General features: G+C 70.9%; 19 protein-coding genes. 17 read left to right on the plus strand and 2 right to left on the minus strand.

All coding sequences use genetic code 11. The annotated features are described in order from the left end of the window. Positions 1-60 precede the first annotated feature (60 nt). A complete protein-coding gene (locus ACQPXM_RS17865) occupies positions 61-927 on the plus strand; it encodes a GNAT family N-acetyltransferase (protein WP_432949974.1) in 867 nt (288 codons plus the stop codon). A 3-nt stretch (positions 928-930) separates the two neighbouring features. Here ACQPXM_RS17865 and ACQPXM_RS17870 read toward each other — a convergent pair whose 3' ends face one another. Beyond that, on the minus strand, positions 931-2,046 hold the full coding sequence (locus ACQPXM_RS17870; RefSeq protein ID WP_432949976.1) for a dipeptidase: 1,116 nt from the start codon (positions 2,044-2,046) through the stop codon (positions 931-933). Positions 2,047-2,147: 101 nt separating this feature from the next. Between ACQPXM_RS17870 and hisI the strand changes: the two genes are divergently transcribed. The 13 genes from hisI to ACQPXM_RS17935 all read left to right on the plus strand — a co-directional run bounded on the left by hisI (position 2,148) and on the right by ACQPXM_RS17935 (position 13,459). Further along, a complete protein-coding gene (gene hisI / locus ACQPXM_RS17875) occupies positions 2,148-2,477 on the plus strand; it encodes a phosphoribosyl-AMP cyclohydrolase (RefSeq protein ID WP_432949978.1) in 330 nt (109 codons plus the stop codon). 154 nt (positions 2,478-2,631) lie between these two features. Further along, positions 2,632-4,128, plus strand: a complete 1,497-nt coding sequence (locus tag ACQPXM_RS17880) for an anthranilate synthase component I (protein WP_432949980.1) — start codon at positions 2,632-2,634, stop codon at positions 4,126-4,128. 164 nt (positions 4,129-4,292) lie between these two features. After that, positions 4,293-4,826 (plus strand): Trp biosynthesis-associated membrane protein, encoded by a 534-nt coding sequence (locus ACQPXM_RS17885; RefSeq protein WP_432949982.1) that lies wholly within the window; start codon positions 4,293-4,295, stop codon positions 4,824-4,826. Between the two features lie 53 nt (positions 4,827-4,879). Beyond that, a complete protein-coding gene (locus tag ACQPXM_RS17890; RefSeq protein ID WP_143465788.1) occupies positions 4,880-5,143 on the plus strand; it encodes an HGxxPAAW family protein in 264 nt (87 codons plus the stop codon). A 15-nt stretch (positions 5,144-5,158) separates the two neighbouring features. Further along, positions 5,159-5,965 (plus strand): indole-3-glycerol phosphate synthase TrpC, encoded by an 807-nt coding sequence (trpC, locus tag ACQPXM_RS17895; protein WP_077016638.1) that lies wholly within the window; start codon positions 5,159-5,161, stop codon positions 5,963-5,965. Between the two features lie 106 nt (positions 5,966-6,071). Beyond that, entirely contained in the window at positions 6,072-7,283 is a 1,212-nt protein-coding gene (gene trpB, locus ACQPXM_RS17900) for a tryptophan synthase subunit beta (protein WP_432949985.1), read from the plus strand. After that, a complete protein-coding gene (trpA, locus tag ACQPXM_RS17905) occupies positions 7,280-8,107 on the plus strand; it encodes a tryptophan synthase subunit alpha (protein ID WP_432949987.1) in 828 nt (275 codons plus the stop codon). Before trpB ends, trpA begins: the two co-directional genes overlap by 4 nt. 7 nt (positions 8,108-8,114) lie before the next feature. Beyond that, positions 8,115-8,780: an SCO family protein gene (locus tag ACQPXM_RS17910; protein ID WP_432949989.1), complete on the plus strand. Its 666-nt coding sequence runs from the start codon at positions 8,115-8,117 to the stop codon at positions 8,778-8,780. After that, entirely contained in the window at positions 8,777-9,259 is a 483-nt protein-coding gene (locus ACQPXM_RS17915) for a MauE/DoxX family redox-associated membrane protein (RefSeq protein ID WP_432949991.1), read from the plus strand. Before ACQPXM_RS17910 ends, ACQPXM_RS17915 begins: the two co-directional genes overlap by 4 nt. Beyond that, the gene (locus ACQPXM_RS17920; protein ID WP_432949993.1) at positions 9,256-9,960 is read left to right on the plus strand and encodes a DsbA family protein; all 705 of its coding nucleotides are present in this window, start codon (positions 9,256-9,258) and stop codon (positions 9,958-9,960) included. The genes ACQPXM_RS17915 and ACQPXM_RS17920 overlap by 4 nt, the downstream gene beginning before the upstream one ends. 75 nt (positions 9,961-10,035) lie before the next feature. Beyond that, positions 10,036-11,166: a prolipoprotein diacylglyceryl transferase gene (gene lgt / locus ACQPXM_RS17925; protein WP_432949995.1), complete on the plus strand. Its 1,131-nt coding sequence runs from the start codon at positions 10,036-10,038 to the stop codon at positions 11,164-11,166. A gap of 346 nt (positions 11,167-11,512) precedes the next feature. After that, on the plus strand, positions 11,513-12,331 hold the full coding sequence (locus ACQPXM_RS17930) for a VIT1/CCC1 transporter family protein (protein ID WP_432949997.1): 819 nt from the start codon (positions 11,513-11,515) through the stop codon (positions 12,329-12,331). 330 nt (positions 12,332-12,661) lie between these two features. Beyond that, complete coding sequence (locus ACQPXM_RS17935) at positions 12,662-13,459, plus strand: hypothetical protein (RefSeq protein WP_432949999.1); 798 nt, start codon at positions 12,662-12,664, stop codon at positions 13,457-13,459. Here the strand turns inward: ACQPXM_RS17935 and ACQPXM_RS17940 are convergent. Continuing rightward, positions 13,452-14,258, minus strand: a complete 807-nt coding sequence (locus tag ACQPXM_RS17940) for a phosphotransferase family protein (RefSeq protein ID WP_432950001.1) — start codon at positions 14,256-14,258, stop codon at positions 13,452-13,454. The two genes, ACQPXM_RS17935 and ACQPXM_RS17940, sit on opposite strands and share 8 nt — an antisense overlap. Positions 14,259-14,509: 251 nt before the next feature. Here ACQPXM_RS17940 and gltB point away from each other — a divergent pair, with 251 nt between their 5' ends. The 3 genes from gltB to ACQPXM_RS17955 all read left to right on the plus strand — a co-directional run bounded on the left by gltB (position 14,510) and on the right by ACQPXM_RS17955 (position 22,149). Continuing rightward, the gene (gene gltB / locus ACQPXM_RS17945) at positions 14,510-19,048 is read left to right on the plus strand and encodes a glutamate synthase large subunit (RefSeq protein WP_432950003.1); all 4,539 of its coding nucleotides are present in this window, start codon (positions 14,510-14,512) and stop codon (positions 19,046-19,048) included. Further along, positions 19,048-20,514 (plus strand): glutamate synthase subunit beta, encoded by a 1,467-nt coding sequence (locus tag ACQPXM_RS17950; protein ID WP_432950005.1) that lies wholly within the window; start codon positions 19,048-19,050, stop codon positions 20,512-20,514. Before gltB ends, ACQPXM_RS17950 begins: the two co-directional genes overlap by 1 nt. An 84-nt stretch (positions 20,515-20,598) precedes the next feature. Continuing rightward, on the plus strand, positions 20,599-22,149 hold the full coding sequence (locus ACQPXM_RS17955; RefSeq protein ID WP_432950007.1) for a metallophosphoesterase family protein: 1,551 nt from the start codon (positions 20,599-20,601) through the stop codon (positions 22,147-22,149). The last annotated feature ends 19 nt before the right edge of the window (positions 22,150-22,168 follow it).

Below are 22,168 nucleotides of genomic sequence, written 5' to 3' on the forward strand. Positions count from 1 at the left end.
CCTCCGGCCCGCCCGGAAAGTCGCGTGCGGGATCGGGGGTGGGTGGTGTGGGATCGGGGGATGACGATCGAGCGGGAGACGCCGGCGGTTGGTGGGCTGGAGTTGGTGGCGGCGCGGCTGGCGGAGTGGCAGGTGGACGACGGGCCGGTGCAGTTGCATCCGGGGGACCTCGGGTGGTTCTGGCGGTTCGGGGCGGAGCGGACGGCCGGCGCGGTGCGGACGTGGGCGCGGGACGGCGAGATCCTGGCGATCGGGATGCTGGACGAGCCGGATCTGCTGCGGCTGGCGATCGCCCCGGGCGCGCACGACGACGAGGAGCTGGCGCGGCGGATCGTCGCCGATGCGGTCGACCCGGAAGAGGGCGTGCTGATCGCCGGCAAGGTCTACCTGGAGGCGCCGATGGAGTCGCGCGTTCGGGATCTGCTGTTCCTCGAGGGGTGGGACGCGGACGACCCGTGGCAGCCGCTGGAGCGTGACCTGGCCGAGCCGGTGGAGGACTGCGGGCTCGCGATCGAGGTGGTGACCGCGGAGACCGCGGCGGAGCGGACGGCGATCCAGCGGGCCTCGTTCGACGGGTCGACGTTCACCGACGAGCGGTGGCACGCGATGGCCGACGGTACGCCGTACGCGCGGGCGCGGTGCCTGATCGGGCGTGACGCGCACGGTGTCGCGGTCGGCGCGGTGACGGTCTGGTCGGCGGGCAAGGGTCGGCCCGGGCTGATCGAGCCGCTCGGAGTCGTGCGCGACCATCGAGGACGTGGTTACGGTCAGGCGATGACCGTGGCTGCTGCCGCGGCGCTGCGGGAGCTGGGGGCGTCGAGGGCGCAGGTGCTGACGCCGTGCTTCAACGAGGGAGCGGTCGCGACGTACCGCAGCGCCGGCTTCGCGTTGCTGCCGCAGCGCCGGGACCAGTACCGCAAGGAGTAGAAGTCAGCCGGCGGAGACCTCGTCGGCGGCCCGCAGCACCCGCAAAACGTTGCCTCCGGCAAGCTTCGCCATGTCCTCGTCCGACCAGCCGCGATCGGCCAGCGCGTAGAACAGCGACGGGTACGACGCGACGTCCGGCAGCCCGACCGGGAACTGCGGGCAGCCGTCGTAGTCGCCGCCGAGGCCGATGTGGTTGATCCCAGCCACCTCGCGGACGTGCTCGACGTGCGCGACCACATCCTCGAGCGTCGCCCGCGGACGCGACGTCCCGAGCTCCGCCTCGAGCTTCTTCTGGTCAGCTGGCTTCAGCGGGTCCAGCCCCCTCGACTCAGCCTGCTCCCGCACCTGCTCGACCCAGTTCACGAACGGCTGCGAGACGAAGTACGGCACGAAGGTGACCATGCAGACGCCGTCGTTCCCGGCCAGCGTCGCCAGTACGTCGTCCGGCACGTTCCGCGGTACGTCGCAGACCGCCCGCGCCGAGGAGTGGCTGAAGATCACCGGCGCCGTCGTCACCCGCAGCGCGTGCCGCATGGTGTCGGCCGAGACGTGCGAAAGGTCGACCAGCATGCCGATCCGGTTCATCTCCGCGACGACCTGCTCGCCGAACGCGTTCAGCCCGCCGAGCACCGGCTCGTCGGTGGCCGAGTCGGCCCAGGAGACGTTGTTGTTGTGCGTCAGCGTCATGTACCGGACGCCGAGCGCGCGCATCACCCGCAGCACCCCGAGCGACTCACCGATCGAGTGTCCGCCCTCCATGCCCATCAGCGACGCGATCCGGCGTTCCTTGAAGGCCGCCTCGACGTCGTCGGCGGTCGGGGCCAGCACCATCGACTCCGGGAAGCGTTCGACCAGCCGGTGCACGAAGTCGAGCTGCTCGAAGGTCCGGCGGACGGCGTGCTCGTCCTGCGGCACCCACAGCGACCAGAACTGCGCGGCGACCTGCCCGACCCGCAGCCGAGGCAGGTCGGTGTTCAGCTTCGGGACCGACACGCTCAGGTCGTGGGCGTCCAGATCGTAGCCGCACAACTCGTAGAAGGCGATCGGCAGATCGTTGTGCCCGTCGATCAGCGGATGCTCCTGCAACAGCGTCTGCACCCGCGCCACACTCGTCGTCATCCCCACATCCTGTCAGTCCGGCGTCCGGCTGTCAGGCGGCCGGTGCGTCCAGTCGTGACCTCCTGGTCAGGCTGTGGCCGGGGCTGAGGGACAATGGGCCGGTGAGTATCGAGGAGCTGACCTTCGACGCGGCCGGGCTGATCCCGGCGGTGGTGCAGCAGTACGACACCCGCGAGGTGCTGATGGTCGGCTGGATGAACGCCGAGGCCGTCCGCCGTACCGCCGCGACCGGGCGGAGCACGTTCTGGTCGCGCAGCCGCCAGGAGTACTGGGTGAAGGGCGAGACCAGCGGGAATCGCCAGCACGTGAAGCAGATCCTCGTCGACTGCGACGCCGACACCCTGCTGGTCCTCGTCGACCAGGAAGGCCCGGCGTGCCACACCGGCACGCGCAGCTGCTTCGAGCACGGCGAGATCGAGGTGACGGCATGAACAGCTGTGCTGTTGGCCTCGCTCCGCTCGGCGGGTCATGGGGCTTTGTCTCCCGGTCTTCCCTCGTCGTTCGGTCGCTTCGCTCCCACTCTCCTCAGTCCAGACCGGGAGGCCCCATGACCTTCGTGCACTCCTCGTTCGGCAGGGAGGTCTGATGAGCGCGGCTGATCCGGACCTCGAGACGTTCCGTGAGTACGCGAAGGACCGCCGGGTCATCCCGGTCACCCGCCGGCTGCTGGCCGACGCGGAGACGCCGATCGGGGTGTACGGCAAGCTCGCGGCCGAGCGGCCGGGCACGTTCCTGCTGGAGTCGGCGGAGAACGGCGGCGTCTGGGCGCGCTACTCGTTCATCGGCGTCCGCAGTGCCGCGACGCTGACCGAGCGCAACGGCGAGGCGATCTGGACCGGCAACCCGCCGGTCGGCCTGCCCGCCACCGGTGACCCGCTGCAGGTGCTGCGGGAGACCCTGGAGATCCTGCACACCCCGCGCCTGCCCGACCTGCCGCCGCTGACCGGTGGCATGGTCGGCTTCCTCGGGTACGACGCGGTGCGCCGGCTGGAGAAGTTGCCGGACACAACAGTCGACGACCTCGGCCTGCCTGAGCTGACCTTCCTGTTCGCCACCGACCTGGCCGCGCTCGACCACGAGACCGGCGAGATCTGGCTGATCGCGAACGCGGTGAACTGGGACGACTCCGACGAGCGCGTCGACGAGTCGTACGCCGACGCCGTCCGCCGGCTCGACGCGATGGAGCGTGACCTGGCCCAGCCGACGCCGTCGTACGTCGTACGGGCGGACCGTCAGGCGGAGCCCGAGCCGCACCGGCAGCGCTCCAGCGCGGAGTACCGGGAGGCCGTCGAGCACGCCAAGGAGGAGATCCGGGCCGGCGAGGCGTTCCAGATCGTCGTCTCCCAGCGCTTCGAGCTGGAGACGACCGCGAGCGCGCTGGACATCTACCGGGTGCTCAGACGGTCCAACCCGAGCCCCTACATGTACCTGGTCCGCGTGGACGGCTTCGACATCGTCGGCTCCAGCCCGGAGGCGCTCGTCAAGGTCACCGACAACAAGGTGATCCTGCACCCGATCGCCGGCACCCGCCGCCGCGGGCTGACGCCGGAGGAGGACCACGCGCTGGAGGAGGAGCTGCGCGCCGACGCGAAGGAGCGCGCCGAGCACCTGATGCTCGTCGACCTCGGCCGCAACGACGTCGGCCGGGTCTGCGCGCCGGGCACCGTCGAGGTGGTCGACTTCATGGACGTGCGCCGCTACAGCCACGTGATGCACCTGGAGTCGACCGTGACCGGCCGGCTGGCGGCCGGCAAGACCGCCTTCGACGCGCTCACCGCGGCGTTCCCGGCCGGGACGTTGTCCGGGGCCCCGAAGCCGCGGGCGATGGAGATCATCGACAAGCTCGAGGTCACCCGCCGCGGCGTGTACGGCGGGGTCGTCGGCTATCTCGACTTCGCCGGTGACGCCGACACCGCGATCGCGATCCGCACCGCGGTGCTGCGCGGCACGACGGCGTACGTGCAGGCCGGAGCCGGCATCGTCGCGGACTCCGACCCGGCCGCCGAGGACGCGGAGTGCCGCACCAAGGCCGCGGCAGTCCTCAACGCGATCGCGGTCGCAGGAACGTTCTCCGAGGTTTAGGGCATGACTCCCGGTCCCCCGCCTACTGCGCGGCACTCGGCGCGGCATCTCGCTGCACGGGTGCCAAGGCCACGATGCTTCGCATCGCAACCTCGTCTCCCGCACACCGAGCTACCGCACCGAGCACCTGCTCGCTACGGCGGGGGACCGGGAGACATGCCCTGATGCGCAGCCCTCAACGAGTCGTCGACCTGCTCGCCCTGGTGGCGCTGGGTCTGCTCGCCCTGTCGGCGTACCTGACCTGGTCGACGGCCGACCCGGGCAGCGGTCGCCCGACGGTCGACTTCAACGGGTACGCCGTGACCCGCGCGCCGCTGACGCTCGGTCTGGCCGCCGTCGTGGCGGTGGTCGTGGCCAAGCTCGCCGGTACGGCGCTGCGCCGGGTGCTGTCGGCTCTCGTGCTGCTGATGGGCGTCGCGGCGGTGTGGGTGGCCCTGGAGGTCCGGCCGAGCACGACCGAGCTGGGACGGCTCCGGCCAGAGCTGAGTCAGGCCGTCACCGACCACGTCGGACTGGGCACCGGACCGGCTCCCTGGCTGGCGCTGGCCGGGGGTCTGGCCCTGGTCGCGGCGGGGCTGACCGGCGTACTGACGGCGCATCGCTGGCGCCGGCCGACCCAGCGTTACGAGCGTGATCCGGCCGCCACACCCGCGGATCAGTGGAAGGCGATCGACGCGGGTGAGGACCCGACGATCTGATCGCGGCGGGCTACCGCCACAATAGGTTGGGACGACGACGAGGAGTGGCGCAGGTGACGGACAAAACGACCACGGACCAGCAGCTGACGTACGAGAGCGAGGACGCCCACGCGGGCGGCCTGCACGGCAGCACTCCGGCGGCCTGGACCGCCGTGGTGATCGTGCTGGTCGGCTTCACCCTCGGCGCGATCGCGATGGTGATGGGACCGAACTGGGTGCTGTTCTGGATCTCGGCCGCGATCGCGGTGGCGGGCGGTCTGGTCGGCAAGGTCATGCAGTTGCTCGGCTTCGGTGCCAAGTCCAGCGATCACTCCTGACGGACGGACCACGACATGACTGTGCTTGACGACATCCTCGCCGGGGTCCGGGAGGACCTCGCGGAGCGCCAGGCGCTGGTCAGCCTGGACGACCTCAAGCTCGAGGCGCAGCGGATGCCCGACGCCAAGGACCCGATGCCGGTCTTCCGCGGCGACGGGATCGCGGTGATCGCCGAGGTGAAGCGCTCCAGCCCGTCCAAGGGCGCGCTGGCCGAGATCACCGACCCGGCCGCGCTGGCCGGGGAGTACGAGCAGGGCGGCGCGGCGGCGATCTCGGTGCTGACCGAGAAGCGCCGCTTCAACGGCAGCCTGGAGGACCTGCGCGCGGTCCGCGGCCGGGTCGACGTCCCGGTCCTGCGCAAGGACTTCGTGGTGTCGTCGTACCAGCTGTGGGAGGCCCGCGCCGCCGGCGCGGACATGGTGCTGCTGATCGTGGCGGCGCTGGAGCAGGAGGCGCTGGTCTCGCTGATCGAGCGGGCCCAGTCGATCGGTCTGTGCCCGCTGGTGGAGGTGCACGACGAGGAGGAGACCAAGCGTGCGGTCGACGCCGGGGCTCAGCTGATCGGCGTGAACAACCGCAACCTGAAGACCCTCGAGGTCGACCGCGACACCTTCGCCCGGGTCGCGCCCGGCATCCCGGCCAACCTGGTCCGGGTGGCGGAGTCGGGCGTGCGCGGCCCGCGTGATGTAATCGAGTTCGCGCGCGCCGGGGCCGATGTCGTCCTCGTCGGTGAAACCCTGGTGACCGGCAGCGATCCCCGCTCCTCGGTCGCCGATCTGGTCGCTGCCGGATCGCACCCCGCCATCCAGCAGCGTCACTGAGACGTAGAACCCTGCTCGGCAGGGCTCGAACCGTCCGCGGGCTCAACTCCGGTTGAGCCCGTTGGCTGTTTCCGGGCCTCGGCCGCCGGGGTCGGAAGGCGAAGAGATGACCACACTGCTGCCCGACCAGCTCGGGCACTTCGGCCGTTTCGGCGGCCGGTTCATGCCGGAGGCCCTGATCGGCCCGCTGGACGAGCTGACGGCCGCGTGGCAGGAGGCGATGGCCGACAAGGCTTTCACCGACGAGTTCGAGCGGATGCTGCGCGAGTACGCCGGCACCCCGAGCCTGCTGTACGACGCGACCCGGCTGTCCGACGTGGCCGGCGCCCGGATCCTGCTCAAGCGCGAGGACCTCAACCACACCGGCGCCCACAAGGTCCGCAACGTGCTCGGCCAGGCGCTGCTGACCAAGCGGATGGGCAAGACCCGTGTGATCGCCGAGACCGGCGCCGGGCAGCACGGCGTCGCCACCGCGACCGCCTGCGCCTACCTGGACCTCGAGTGCGTGGTCTACATGGGCGAGGTCGACACCGAGCGCCAAGCGCTGAACGTGGCCCGGATGAAGCTGCTCGGCGCCGAGGTGATCCCGGTCAAGACCGGGTCGCGCACGCTGAAGGACGCGATCAACGAGGCACTGCGCGACTGGGTCGCCAGCGTCGACAACACCCACTACCTGCTCGGTACGGCGGCCGGCGGCCACCCGTTCCCGGCGATGGTGCGCGACTTCGTCCGTGGCATCGGTGACGAGGCCCGGGCCCAGTCGCTGGAACTGCTCGGCCGGCTGCCCGACGCCGCGATCGCGTGTGTCGGCGGCGGGTCGAACGCGATCGGCCTGTTCGCCGCGTTCGTACCGGACACCGACGTGAAGCTGTACGGGATCGAGGCCGGCGGTGACGGCTACGAGACGGGCCGGCACGCCGCGACGATCACGGCCGGGCAGATCGGCGTACTGCACGGTGCGCGGTCGTACCTGCTGCAGGACGACGACGGGCAGACGATCGAGTCGCACTCGATCTCGGCCGGTCTGGACTACCCCGGCGTCGGCCCGGAGCACGCGTGGCTCGCGGAGACCGGCCGGGCGACGTACCGGCCGGTGACCGACGCGGCCGCGATGGACGCGCTGAAGCTGCTGGCCCGCACCGAGGGCATCATCCCGGCGATCGAGTCGGCGCACGCGGTGGCCGGCGCGCTGGAGATCGCCCGCGAGCTCGGCCCGGAGGCCGTGCTGCTGGTGAACCTGTCCGGGCGCGGCGACAAGGACATGGACACCGCCGGCGAGTGGTTCGGGCTGATCGACGCGAAGGACGTGCGGGCATGAGCGAGGAAGTGGTTGCCCTGGGCAACGCCGGGCGCGCGATCCGGGCCGCCCGCGACGAGGGCCGGGCCGCGCTGGTCGGTTACCTGCCGGCCGGCTATCCGACGATCGACGGCGGCGTGGACGGGATCAAGGCGCTGGTCGACGGCGGCGTCGACGTGATCGAGATCGGCCTGCCGTACAGCGACCCGGTGATGGACGGCGTGACCATCCAGCGCGCCACCGAGATCGCCCGGGCCGGCGGTGTGCGGACCCGCGACGTGCTCGCGACGGTCGAGAAGATCACCGCGTACGCCGACGTGCCGGTGCTGGTGATGACGTACTGGAACCCGGTCGAGCGCTACGGCGTGGACCGGTTCGCCGCGGATCTGGCGGCCGCCGGGGGAGCGGGGCTGATCACGCCCGATCTGATCCCCGAGGAAGGCGCCGAGTGGATCGCGGCGGCCGACAAGCTCGACCTGGACAAGGTGTTCCTGGTCTCGCCCTCGTCGACCGACGAGCGGATCGCTCTGACCACGGCGAACTGCCGCGGTTTCGTCTACGCGACCGCTGTGATGGGTGTCACCGGCGCTCGTGAGCAGGCCTCCGACCTGGCCGCGCCGCTGGTGGCCCGGACCAAGGCGACCACCGGGCTGCCGGTCGGTGTCGGGCTCGGCGTCTCCAACGGCGACCAGGCGGCCGGCATCGCGGCGTTCGCGGACGCGGTGATCGTCGGGGCGGCGCTGGTCAAGGCGCTCGGCGACGGTGGACCGGCCGGCGTCCGGTCGCTGACCGAAAGTCTCGCCGCGGGTGTCCGGCGGGAACCCACGGCCGCCGCCGCTCGTTAGAACGCCCGTGAGTCGAACCAGGAACGCGGCCGTCCTCGTCGCCGCGGTGGCTCTGCTGGCCCTCGCGGGCTGCGGGAGCGGGCAGAACCAGCAGACCGCCGACAACCCGGGCGGGGCGGTGATCCGGACCGCCTCCGCCGACCCGAACGGGCTGCGCGGCGCGGTGCTGGACCGGCCGTACGCGTTGCCGGCCAAGTCGCTGACCGACACCTCCGGCAACGAGTTCAACCTGCGTACGTCGACCAAGAAACCGGTCACGCTGGTGTTCTTCGGTTACACCAACTGCCCGGACGTGTGCTCGACGGTGATGGCCGACGTCGCGTCCGCGCTGACCAAGCTCGACGAGCCGGTCCGCAACGACGTCCAGATGCTGTTCGTCACCACCGACCCGGCGCGCGACACCGGGCCGGTGATCCGCAAGTACCTGGACCGGTTCGACCCGTCGTTCGTCGGGCTGACCGGGTCGCTGGCCTCGATCAAGGACATCGCGAAGGCGGTCGGCGTACCGGTGGAGGGCATGAAGAAGCTGCCGTCCGGCGGCTACGAGGTCGGCCACGGCGCGCAGGTGCTCGGCTTCGGCAAGGACGAGAAGGCGACCGTGCTGTGGCTGTCCAACGCCGCGATCGGTGACATGGCGCACGACTTCGGCAAGCTGGTGGAGGACAACCGGTGACCCGGGCCTGGCTGCCCTGGGTGTCGACGGCGGCCCGGCTGACGCTGGGTGCCGTGATGCTGGCGGCCGGTGCCCTCAAGGTCGCCGACCCGGTGATGGCCGCGCAGGCCGTCCGGGCGTACGAGTTGTTGCCGCAGGCACTGGTGACCCCGGTGGGGTGGGGTCTGCCGTTCCTCGAGATGGCGATCGGCCTGCTGCTGCTCGTCGGTTTCGGCACCCGTCCGGCCGGTGTGGCCGCGGGAGTGTTCATGGTGGTGTTCATCGCCGCGGTCTCGTCCGCCTGGGTCCGCGGCTTGTCGATCGACTGCGGCTGCTTCGGCGGCGGCGGTACGGTCGCGGCCGGTCAGACCCGGTACCTGCAGGAGATCCTGCGCGACACCGGTCTGCTGGTCCTCGCGGGCTGGCTGTTCGTCCGCCCGTTCAGCAAGTTCGCGCTCGAATCGAATCCCCACGTATCGACAGGAGTAACGGCGTCGTGAGCAAGAGCAAAGCCCCGGTCAACCCGCTGCTGGAGAGCAAGAAGCGACGGATCGGACCCGGCGTCGTCGTGGTGGTGATCCTGGTGCTCGCGCTCGGCGCGGGCGTCGCCGTCCAGTACTGGCGCAGCAACTCCGGCGTCGAGGTCAGCTCGAACGGCGGTCCGGAACCGACCGTGATCACCGGTCCGGGCACCAGCGGCCAGGGCGTCAAGGTCGGCAAGGCGGGCGCGAAGGCGAACATCGACCTGTACGTCGACTTCCGCTGCCCGCACTGCAAGGAGTTCGAGGACGACGCCAGCTCCACGATCGACAAGTTTCTCGCCGACGGCACCGCGACGGTGACCTACTGGCCGATGACCTTCGTGACCGACGACTCGCCGCGACTGGCGAACGCGTTCGCCGCGGCCGCCGCGGCCGGCAAGGCCAACAGCTACGCCGACGAGCTGTACGCGGACTTCGCGAAGTCGTGGACCCAGGACCAGCTGATCGAGCTGGGCAAGCAGCTGAAGATCGACGACCCGGCGTTCGAGGCCGCGGTCAAGGACAACAAGTACGCCGGCTGGCTGGAGTCGGTCGGCCAGGCCGCGACCGCCCGCAAGGTCGAGGGCACGCCGACGGTGTTCGTCAACGACAAGCTGCTGCCGTCGGACCAGCTCACCCCGGAAGGCCTCACCGCGGCCGTCACCGAGGCCAAGGGATAGTCGCACTCCGAGTCCCCATCGTGACCCCTGGTTTGTGGTCGCGGTGGGGGCGGTCGAGTAGCGTTCGTGCTTGCCATGTCTAGTCAGCTGACCGCCGTGATCCTTCCGGCCTTCATCCCCAGTCCCAGCCAGGGTGTCTGGCACGTCTTCGGGCTGCCGCTGCGTGCATACGCGCTGTGCATCCTGGCCGGCATCTTCGCCGGCTACTGGCTCGGCCGGAAACGCTGGGTCGCCCGCGGCGGATCGGCCGAGGTGCTCGCCGACGTCATCATGTGGGCGGTCCCGTTCGGCCTGGTCGGCGCGCGGATCTACCACGTGCTCACCGACTGGGGGCAGTACTTCGGCGCGGACTCGCCGGACGACCCGATCGACGCGCTGAAGATCTGGCACGGCGGGCTGGGGATCTGGGGCGCGATCGCGTTCGGCGCGCTCGGCGCCTGGATCGCCTGCCGCCGGCACAAGGTGCCGTTCCTCGCGGTGGCCGACGCGATGGCGCCGGGCATCGCGCTCGCGCAGGTGCTCGGCCGCTTCGGCAACTACTTCAACCAGGAGCTCTACGGCCGGGTCACCGACCTGCCCTGGGCGCTGGAGATCGACACCAAGGACGCCGCCGGCAACGTCATCGGCCAGACCCTGCACCACCCGACGTTCCTGTACGAGGCGATCTGGAACCTCGGCGTGATCGCGCTGGTGATCTGGGCCGACCGCCGCTGGAAGCTCGGCCACGGCCGCGCCTTCGCCCTGTACGTCGCCGCCTACACCGTCGGCCGCGGCTTCATCGAAACCCTCCGCGTCGACGCCGCCGAACACGTGCTCGGCCTGCGCCTGAACGTGTGGACGTCAATCATCCTGTTCGTACTCGCGGTGGTCTACTTCGTGATCAGCGCCCGCACACGTCCCGGCCAGGAAGACATCCGCACCACGCCGGCGGCCGGCGACGACACCCCCGGCGAGGCGCTTCCCGCCGAGCCCACGCCGGTGGTCGAAGGCACCCGCCCGGAGGACGAGGCGCCCGCGGGCACCGCCGCTGACGGCGATTCCGGCCCGGACCGCCCGGCTGACGCCGAGTCTCCGTCGAGTCGTCCCACGGGAGCTTCCGACGCTGACCGAGTGCCGGCCGGCGACCAGCTCACCCCCGCAGCCACGCCAAAGGCGGACGCCACCACCGGCCCGGACACGCCGTCGACCGACGGGTCTCGTGACTGACGAGAACTCCGCAGGCAACACGCCGCCTGCGGACGAATCGCAGGCGGCACCAACCCCGCCTGCGGACGAAGCGCAAGCGGCATCGAGCCCGCCTGCTTCACCGGCGACCCCGACCACCGCCGGGGCGACGAGGCCGACCACCGCCGGGCCGATGACGCCGGCCTCCGCGGCGCCGACGATGCCGGCCTCCGCCGTACCTGCGGCGCCGACCTCGCCCGCGCCAGCGACGCCGACCTCCGCCGCGCCGGCCCCCGCCGTACCTGCGGCGCCTACTTCGCCCGCGCCAGCGACGCCGACCTCCGCCGCGCCGGTGGCGCCGGCCTCCGCCGTACCTGCGGCGCCGACCATGCCCGCGCCAGCGACACCGGCCGCCGCCACGCCGGCGACACCGGCCTCCGCCGTACCTGCGGCGCCAACCTCGCCCGCGCCGGCGACGGCCGCGTCCGGTGTACCGGGTGGTTCTCCGGAGCACTCCGGTGACCACACGCATCGCGACGTCACCGGCGGATGGCTGCGGCCGGCCGTGTTCGGCGCGATGGACGGGCTGGTCAGCAACTTCGCGTTGATCGCGGGGATGGACGGCGGTACCGAGTCCGGCTCGAAGTTCATCGTGCTGGCCGGGCTGGCAGGGCTTGCCGCGGGTGCGTTCTCGATGGCGGCGGGGGAGTACACCTCGGTCGCCTCGCAGCGTGAGCTGGCCCGCGCCGAGATCGAGGTCGAGCGGAGCGAGATCCGGCGGCATCCGGTCGACGAGGAGTTCGAACTCGCGGAGACCTACCGCGCGAAGGGCCTCGACCCGGACCTGGCCAGCAAGGTCGCCAAGCAGTTCCACGCCGACCCCGACCAGGCACTGGAGGAACACGTCCGCGAGGAGCTCGGCATCGACCCCAACGACCTCCCGTCGCCGGTCGTCGCCGCCGCGTCCTCGTTCGTGTGCTTTGCCATCGGCGCCCTGGTCCCCCTCCTGCCGTACCTGCTCGGCGCCTCCAACGTGCTGCCCGCCCTTGTGCTGTCCCTGACCGCGCTGTTCGTCTGCGGCGCTGTGGTCAGCCGCGTCACCACCCGCTCCTGGTGGTACTCCGGCCTCCGCCAGCTCCTCCTCGGCGGCGCGGCCGCGGCGCTGACGTACTTCGTCGGCACCCTCGTCGGCCCAGGCATCGGCTGAGCCGGACCTCCACCACTCACCAACCACCCGCGGAGCCGTAATTTCCGCAGTCCTCCACGCCTGAAGACGGCCGAAGACACAAGGTTGGTGGGTGCTGCACGTCCGCCCCGCCGAAGTCGGCGCCCGCAGACGCGGATCGACGCGGCCTTCGCCCCGTACCTGACCGCCTTCGCCCGCCGACGCCCACCACCGATCAACCACCCGCGAAGCCGCTGTTCGGCGGTGGTTCACGCCTGGCGACAGTCCGAGGCCAGAGCTTGGTCGGTGCTGCACGTCGCCCCCGCCGAAACCCATCGCCCCCGAAGCCCCGGGCGAGGTAGCGTCCGGCGCGTGTTTCCCGCGGAGATCACCCAGCAACCAGCCGACTACCTGAAATCCCTCGGACGAATCTTTGCCCGGTTCGGCGCCGACACCCAGGACTCCGGCAACATCTCCTACGGCGTGGACACCGGCGACGCCCGCTACTTCTGCAAAACCGCCGGCGACCCCGACGATCACGCCCCCTACCTCGACTTCCCAGCCCGCGTCCAACTCCTCCGCAACGCCGCCCAACTCGCGACGACCGTCCAGCACCCGTTGCTCCCCGAATACCACCAGCTGATCGAGTCGCCCGGCGGCCCGATCCTGGTCTACGGCTGGCGCGACGGCGAGCACCTCGGCACGGCCGCCGGGCGACGCGACGACCCGTCCACACCGTTCCACAGGTTCCGCGCGCTGCCGCTCGGGCGGATCATCGCCGCACTCAACGACCTCTACGACCTGCACGCCGAGATCACGGCCACGGGCTGGGTCGAAGGCGACTTCTACGACGGCGCCCTGCTCTACGACTTCACCCAGCATCAGCTGACCGTCGTCGACCTCGACAGCTACGTGCACGGCCCGCACCGCAACACCATGGGCCGCATGTTCGGCAGCACCCGCTTCATGGCGCCGGAAGAGTTCGCCCTCGGCGCCCCGATCGACGACCGCACGACCGCCTACGTGATGGCTCGCACCGGACTCGTCCTGCTCGGCGAAGGCGACGCCTTCCGCGGCACCAAACCCCAGTACGACGTACTGCAGGAAGCCACCACCACCCGCTACCCGAGTTACACCGCCTTCCAAACCGCCTGGCTGCGCGCTAGCTAGCCGCCTCCACCACCACGTCCCGCAACTCGGTCAACCGGCGCAGATGTTCCCCAGGCGACGGCTGCGTGAGCGACCACGCGGCCCGCGAGGCCGCGGTGTAAGCAGCAACCAGTACGGCGCCACGCCGCACCGCGGGAGCCCCGAAGGCGTCGACCAGTTCGTCGAGCGACCCCGACGAGGCGAGCAGCAGGTAGCCGAGGTCGAAGCCGAGCGGCGCGTGGCCGAACTGTTCCCAGTCGATCGCGACCACGTCGTCGCCGGCGCGCCCGATCAGGTTCACCGGATGGGCGTCCCCGTGGGTGGGCACGCGGGGGAGCGCTTCCAGCTCCGCCAGCAACGGCTCGCGGCGGTCCCACAGCGATTTGAGGGCCCCGAGCAACGAATCGTCGACGACGCCGTCCAGAAAAGACCACCCGCCACGCCGAGCGACGGTCTGCAGCCGAAGCCGCAGGACGTCGCGGGCACCCCACGCCTGCTCGGGCACAGAAGCGGCCGCGAATCGACCCAGCGCCGCGGCCAGTACCAGGTCGTCCGACGCCACCGGATCGACCCACCGCATCCACAACAGCAGACCCTCAGCGTCCTCCTCAACCGCAAGCGTCTCCGGCGCCCTCAGACCCGGTGTGCGCTCGAGCAACCCCGACTCGCCCACCAGGGCTTGCCGGCGCCAGTACGCGTGGTGGCGGGGTTCCTCAGGCCCGCGCACGAGGCGTTTGACCACCGCGCCGTCCGGCGTACGCCAGACTCCGCCGTTGTACTGCCCGGTGCCGGCCGTGAGCGGTGTCCAGGAGGGGTGCACGCCGCCCAGCGTGCCGCAAAGAGTGCCGGATGTTCATCTGGATTCGGGTGGTCGGACAGGGCCGTTGCTGCGAAGATGGAGCACCGGAGTGAGCGCTTGCTTACAGGGCGTGACACTGATCGGTGAAAGGGCGTCCGGCGGTGAAACGACTGTCCATCTGTCGGGCGTCATGAGGTAGTCTCGGGACTCCCGGCTTGGGCCAATGTTGTCCCGCGGCCAGTAGTTGACCGTAGGACGACGGGAGCCCCTGGATGTTTGGTCGCCCCCCCATCTTGAACCGGCAGAGGCCCGCTGAGGGTTTGTACGACGGCAAGCACGAGCACGACGCGTGCGGTGTCGCCTTCGTCGCCACCCTGACCGGTGAACCGAGCCACGACATCGTGGCCAAGGCTTTGACCGCCCTGCGCAACCTCGAGCATCGCGGTGCCTCCGGCGCCGAACCCGACTCCGGCGACGGCGCCGGCATCCTGATCCAGGTGCCGGACGCGTACTACCGCAAGGTGTGCGACTTCGACCTGCCGGTCGCGCGCGGGTACGCCACCGGCATCGCGTTCCTGCCGCAGGATCCCGACGACGCCGCCAAGGCCGTCGCCCGGATCGAGGAGCTGGCCGACGAGGAGAACCTCAGCGTCCTGGGCTGGCGCGACGTGCCGACCACGCCGGACCTGCTCGGCGCCACCGCGCGTTCGGTGATGCCGGTGTTCCGCCAGCTGTTCGTCGCGGCGAAGGCCGGCCGGGTGCTCGGCTTGGCCCTGGAGCGGATGGCGTTCCGGCTGCGCAAGCGGGCCGAGCGGGAGACCGCGACGTACTTCCCGTCGCTGTCCGGCCGGACCATCACCTACAAGGGGATGCTGACCACCGACCAGCTGGACAAGTTCTTCCCCGAGCTGACCGACCCCGACCTCGCCTCGGCGATCGGCGTCGTGCACAGCCGGTTCTCCACCAACACGTTCCCGTCCTGGCCGCTGGCGCACCCGTACCGGTACATCGCCCACAACGGTGAGATCAACACCGTCCAGGGCAACCGGAACTGGATGCGCGCCCGCGAGGCCCTGCTGGCCAGCGACCTGATCCCGGGCGACCTCGAGCAGCTGTACCCGATCTGTACGCCGGGCGCCTCGGACTCCGCGTCGTTCGACGAGGTGCTGGAGCTGCTGCACCTGGGCGGCCGGTCGCTGCCGCACGCGATGCTGATGATGATCCCGGAGGCGTGGGAGAACGCCACCACGATGGACCCGAAGCGGCGCGCGTTCTACGAGTTCCACTCCACGCTGATGGAGCCCTGGGACGGTCCCGCGAGTGTCGTGTTCTCCGACGGCACCAAGGTCGGCGCGGTGCTCGACCGCAACGGCCTGCGCCCGTCGCGGTACTGGGTCACCGAGGACGGCCTGGTCGTGCTCGCCTCCGAGGCCGGCGTACTCGACATCGACCCGGCGACCATCACCCAGAAGGGCCGGCTCGAGCCGGGCCGGATCTTCCTGGTCGACGTCGACGCGCACCGGATCGTCACCGACGGCGAGGTGAAGGCCGCGCTGGCCGACGAGCACCCGTACGACGAGTGGCTGCACGCCGGGCTGATCCGGTTCGAGGACCTGCACGAGCGTGAGCACGTCGTCCACAGCCACGCGTCGGTGACGCGCCGCCAGCAGGTCTTCGGGTACACCGAGGAGGAGCTGCGGGTCCTGCTCACCCCGATGGCCAAGACCGGCGCCGAGCCGATCGGCTCGATGGGCACCGACACCCCGATCGCCGTCCTGAGCGACCGGCCGCGACTGCTGTTCGACTACTTCGCGCAGCTGTTCGCCCAGGTGACGAACCCGCCGCTGGACGCGATCCGCGAGGAGCTGGTGACCTCGCTGTCGTCGTCGCTCGGCCCGGAGTCGAACCTGCTCGACCCGAGCCCGGCGTCCTGCCGTCAGGTGGTGCTGCCGTTCCCGGTGATCACCAACGACGAGCTGGCCAAGCTGCGGCACATCAACCTGGACGGCGACATGCCGGGCCTGGCGACGATGGTGCTGCGCGGCGTGTACGACGTCGAGGGCGGCGGCGAGGCGCTCAAGCAGCGCCTGGACGAGATCTGCGCCGAGGCGTCAGCGGCGATCGCCGACGGCGCCCGGATCCTGGTGCTGTCCGACCGGCACTCCAACGCGGAGAAGGCGCCGATCCCGTCGCTGCTGCTCACCTCCGCGGTGCACCACCACCTGGTCCGCGAGAAGACCCGCACCCAGGTCGGTCTGGTGGTCGAGGCCGGTGACGTCCGCGAGGTGCACCATGTCGCGCTCCTGATGGGCTACGGCGCGGCCGCGATCAACCCGTACCTGGCGCTGGAGTCCGTCGAGGACCTGGCCCGGCGCGGCACCTACCTGCCCGGGGTCGAGCCCGAGCAGGCGGTCAAGAACGTGGTGAAGTCGCTCGGCAAGGGCGTGCTCAAGGTGATGTCCAAGATGGGCGTCAGCACCGTCGCGTCGTACACGGGTGCGCAGATCTTCGAGGCGACCGGCCTGTCGCCGGACCTGGTGGACACCTACTTCACCGGTACGTCGAGCAAGCTCGGCGGCATCGGCTTGGACGTCGTCGCCGAGGAGGTCCGCCAGCGGCACCTGCGGGCCTACCCGGCCGACGGGATCCTGCCGGCGCACCGCAAGCTCGAGGTCGGCGGCGAGTACCAGTGGCGGCGTGAGGGCGAGCCGCACCTGTTCGACCCCGAGACTGTGTTCCGGCTGCAGCACTCGACCCGGACCGGGCGCTACGACATCTTCAAGCAGTACACGCAGCGCGTCGACGAGCAGTCCGAGCGGCTGATGACGCTGCGCGGTCTGTTCGGCTTCAAGTCGGGCCGCGCGCCGATCAGCATCGACGAGGTCGAGCCGGTCAGCGCGATCGTCAAGCGGTTCAGCACCGGCGCGATGAGCTACGGCTCGATCAGCGCCGAGGCGCACGAGACGCTCGCGATCGCGATGAACCAGCTCGGCGGCAAGTCGAACACCGGTGAGGGCGGCGAGAACTCCGACCGCCTGCACGACCCGGCGCGGCGCAGCTCGATCAAGCAGGTCGCGTCCGGCCGGTTCGGCGTGACGGCGGAGTACCTGACCAACTCCGACGACATCCAGATCAAGATGGCGCAGGGCGCGAAGCCCGGCGAGGGCGGCCAACTGCCCGGCCACAAGGTCTACCCGTGGGTGGCCAACACCCGGCACTCGACGCCCGGCGTCGGCCTGATCTCGCCGCCGCCGCACCACGACATCTACTCGATCGAGGATCTGGCCCAGCTGATCCACGACCTGAAGAACGCCAACCCGTCGGCCCGGATCCACGTCAAGCTGGTCTCCGAGGTCGGGGTCGGCACGATCGCCGCGGGCGTCAGCAAGGCGCACGCGGACGTCGTACTGATCTCCGGTCACGACGGTGGTACCGGTGCGGCTCCGCTGACCTCGCTCAAGCACGCCGGGGGTCCGTGGGAGCTCGGCCTGGCCGAGACCCAGCAGACCCTGCTGCTCAACGGTCTGCGCGACCGGATCGTCGTCCAGACCGATGGTCAGCTGAAGACCGGCCGGGACGTCGTGGTCGCGGCGCTGCTCGGCGCCGAGGAGTACGGCTTCGCCACCGCGCCGCTGGTGGTGTCGGGCTGCATCATGATGCGGGTCTGCCACCTGGACACCTGCCCGGTCGGCGTCGCCACCCAGAACCCGGTGCTGCGCGAGCGCTTCGCCGGCAAGCCGGAGTTCGTGGTGAACTTCTTCGAGTTCATCGCCGAGGAGGTTCGCGAGTACCTGGCCGAGCTCGGGTTCCGCTCGCTGGACGAGGCGATCGGCCACGCCGAGGTGCTCGACATCGAGCGCGCGGTCGACCACTGGAAGGCCGACGGGCTCGACCTGTCGCCGATCCTGCACGTGCCGTCGCTGCCCGAGGGCGCCTCGCTGCACCGGACCGTGCCGCAGGACCACGGTCTGGACAAGGCGCTCGACAACGAGCTGATCCGGATCTGCGCGCCGGCCATCGAGAACGGCGAACCGGTCCGCGCGCAGCTCCCGATCCGCAACGTCAACCGCACCGTCGGCACGATGCTCGGCCACGAGATCACCAAGAAGTACCGCGCGGCCGGGCTGCCCGACGGCACGATCGACCTGACCTTCACCGGGTCGGCCGGCAACTCGTTCGCGGCGTTCGTGCCCAAGGGCGTGACGCTGCGGCTCGAGGGCGACGCCAACGACTACGTCGGCAAGGGCCTGTCCGGTGGGCGGGTGGTGATCCGCCCGGACCGCGAGGCGCGGTTCGACGCGGCCGACCAGATCATCGCCGGCAACGTGATCGCGTACGGCGCGACGTCCGGTGAGCTGTTCATCAACGGTGGCGCGGGGCAACGGTTCTGCGTGCGCAACTCCGGCGCCACCGCCGTGGTCGAAGCGGTCGGCGACCACGCCTGCGAGTACATGACCGGTGGACGTGTCGTGGTGATCGGCGCCGTCGGCCGGAACTTCGCGGCGGGCATGTCGGGCGGCGTGGCCCACGTGCTCGACCTGGACCCCGCGTTGGTGAACCCGGAGCTGGTCGACCTGCTCCCGCTCACCACCGAGGAGTCCGACCTGTTGCAGGACCTGGTGCGGCGTCACCACGAGGAGACCGGTTCGGAGCGGGCGGCCAAGCTGCTCGCGGACTGGACCGCCGCCGAGGCCAGGTTCACCACGGTGATGCCCCGCGACTACGCCCGGGTGCTGGCGGCCAAGGCGGCCGCCGAGCGCGACGGGCTGGACGAGGACGCCACCACGCGAGCGATGATGGAGGCCATCTGATGGCTGACCCGAAGGGATTCCTGACCACCCCGCGCGAGGTGGCCGAGCGCCGTCCGGTCGAGGAACGCAAGCAGGACTGGAAAGAGGTCTACCCCGGTGGGCCGGGCAAGGCGCTGCTGCCGATCATCGGCAAGCAAGCCGGCCGCTGCATGGACTGCGGGATTCCGTTCTGCCACTCCGGCTGCCCGCTGGGCAACCTGATCCCGGAGTGGAACGACCTGGTCTGGCGTGACGACTGGACCGGGGCGATCGAGCGGCTGCACGCGACCAACAACTTCCCCGAGTTCACCGGCCGGCTCTGCCCGGCACCCTGCGAGCCGGCCTGCGTGCTCGGCATCAACCAGGAGCCGGTGACGATCAAGAACGTCGAGGTCGCGATCATCGACAAGGCGTGGGAGGCCGGCGACGTCCGGCCCCAGCCGCCGGAGTGGCTGACCGGCAAGACGATCGCGGTCGTCGGCTCCGGCCCGGCCGGTCTGGCGGTGGCCCAGCAGCTGACCCGCGCCGGGCACACCGTCGCGGTGTACGAGCGCGCTTCGGCGCCGGGCGGCCTGCTGCGCTTCGGCATCCCGGAGTTCAAGATGGAGAAGATCCAGGTCGACCGCCGGATCCAGCAGATGAAGGAGGAGGGCACGGTCTTCCGCTCCGGCGTCAACGTCGGCGTGGACGTCACCGGGACCCAGCTCAAGCAGCGCTACGACGCCGTGGTGATCGCCACCGGTGCGACCGCGGCGCGGGACCTGCCGGTCCCCGGTCGCGAGTTCGCCGGGATCCACCAGGCGATGGAGTACCTGCCGCAGGCCAACCGGGTCGCGCTGGGCGAGACGGTCGAGAACCAGATCGTTGCCACTGGCAAGGACGTGGTGATCATCGGCGGCGGCGACACCGGCGCCGACTGCCTCGGTACGGCGCACCGCCAGGGAGCACGCAGCGTCACCCAGCTGGAGATCATGCCGCGCCCGTCGGACGAGCGGCCGGCCGGGCAGCCCTGGCCGACGTACCCGATGATCTACCGGGTCGCCTCGGCGCACGAGGAGGGCGGGGAGCGGGTGTACGCCGTCTCGACCAACAACTTCGTGGCCGACGACAACGGTCACGTCGCCGGGCTGGACCTGGTCGAGGTCGAGCTGGTGGACGGCAAGTTCACGCCGGTGCCGGGAAGCGAGCGGACCATCCCGGCGCAGCTGGTGCTGCTCGCGATGGGCTTCCTCGGTCCGGAGAAGGAAGGGTTCCTCGAGCAGCTCGGCGTGGAGCTCGACGAGCGCGGCAACGTCAAGCGGGACAAGTCGTACCAGACCTCGGTGGACGGCGTGTTCGCCTGCGGTGACGCGGGTCGCGGGCAGTCGCTGATTGTCTGGGCGATCGCCGAGGGCCGGTCCTGCGCGAACGGTGTCGACGCGTTCTTGACCGGCTCGTCGACGCTGCCGACCCCGATCCCGCCGACCGCCAGGCCGCTGGTGGTCTGACCCCTGGTGACCAGCGGGCGCGGGTTGGAGAAACGCCGCGCCCGCTGAGCCAAGGGTTTGATCCGGACCCCTAAGTTGGTGGTCGTGCCTCGACGACTGATCACCCGTGCGCGGCTCCGCAGGGCGGCGCCGTGGGCGGGACTGGTGGCGCTCTGGTTCGTCGTCTCGCTGGTGGTCGGACTGCTCGGCTTCGCCAACGACTCCGAGCGGGTTACCGTCGGCGCGCACGTCGCGCAGGTCTCGCCGACCTTCGACTCGCACGCGACGATCGACCTCGGCGCGATCCTGCCCCGGCTGCGGCTCGACATGAACCTGCCGCTCGGGCTCGGCGTCAATCTCGACGTCCAGGAGACCGATGCCGCCAACCTCAGCGACCTGCTCACCAGGGACGCGCTGATCGCCTCCCAGCCCGACGGTGAGATCGCGCGGATCCGCGAGGTCGTCGAGCAGATGGCGGTCGACAACGCGGTCGCCGGTGCGGGGTCGGGGTTGCTGGTGGCGGTGCTGGTCGCGACGCTGTGGGCGATGCTCGGTCCACGCCGGCGGCGGGAGCTGTTCGCGCTGGTGCATCGGGGCGAACGACGGGTGCAGCACCGGGCGATCGTCGTACTGGTGGCGCTGCTGGTGACGGTCGCGTCGGTGATCGGGCCCGGGCAGATGCGGCAGGCGCAGGCGCCGCCAACGCAGTGGCGGCCGCTCGGCGAGCTGCTGCCGCAGGTGTCGTTCGACGACCGGCTGAAGACCGTCGAGGTGGCGTCCGGGTTCTCCACCGACGGGGGAGTCGGGGTGATCCGGACGGCGTTCGAGACCTACGAGCGGTCGACGGAGTTCTACGGCCAGCTGCGCGACCGGGTCAGCCGGGTCGGTGGGCGGATCCGCGCCGCCGGCGAGGGCGAGACGGTCGCTCTGCTGGTCTCGGACCGGCACGACAACATCGGGATGGACCCGTTCGCCGCCGAGGTGGCGAAGGTCGCCGGCGCGAAGGTCCTGATCGACGCCGGCGACGACACGTCGTCGGGGCAGGAGTGGGAGGCGTTCAGCATCAACTCGCTGGCCCAGCACTTCAAGGACCTCAAGGTCGTCGCGGTGGCCGGCAACCACGACTCCGGCGGCTTCGTCGAGGAGGCGATGCGGCGCAACAAGTTCACCGTGCTGGACAGCAAGCCGGTCGAGGTCGAGGGGATCCGCTTCCTCGGCGACAGCGACCCGACCCGGACCGGGCTCGGCAGCGCCGACACGCCCGGCGACGAGACCACCGCCGAGCAGTCCGAGCGGCTGGCCGACATCGCGTGCGCCCAGGCCGAGGACGAGCCGATCTCGACGATGGTGGTGCACGACCCGTCGTCGTACCAGGAGACCGCCGCGCGCGGCTGCGCGTCGCTGCTGGTCTCGGGACACCTGCACCGGCAGGTCGGGCCGGAGACGAAATCCGTCGGCGGGCGCTCGGTCACGACGTACACGAACGGGACGACCGGGGGAGCGGCGTACGCGTTCGCGCTCGGGTACACGTTGCGCCGGCCGGGTGAGGTCACGCTGATCACGTACGCCGAGGGGCAGCCGCGGGGTCTGCAGACCGTCACCGCCGAGCTCACCGGCGAGGTCACGGTGGGGGCCTACCGGCCCTTGCCGGCCTGACGATTCGCTGCCCCGGAAG

Source organism: Kribbella sp. CA-253562, from assembly GCF_050942265.1.
In the GTDB taxonomy this organism is placed as follows: Bacteria; Actinomycetota; Actinomycetes; order Propionibacteriales; family Kribbellaceae; genus Kribbella.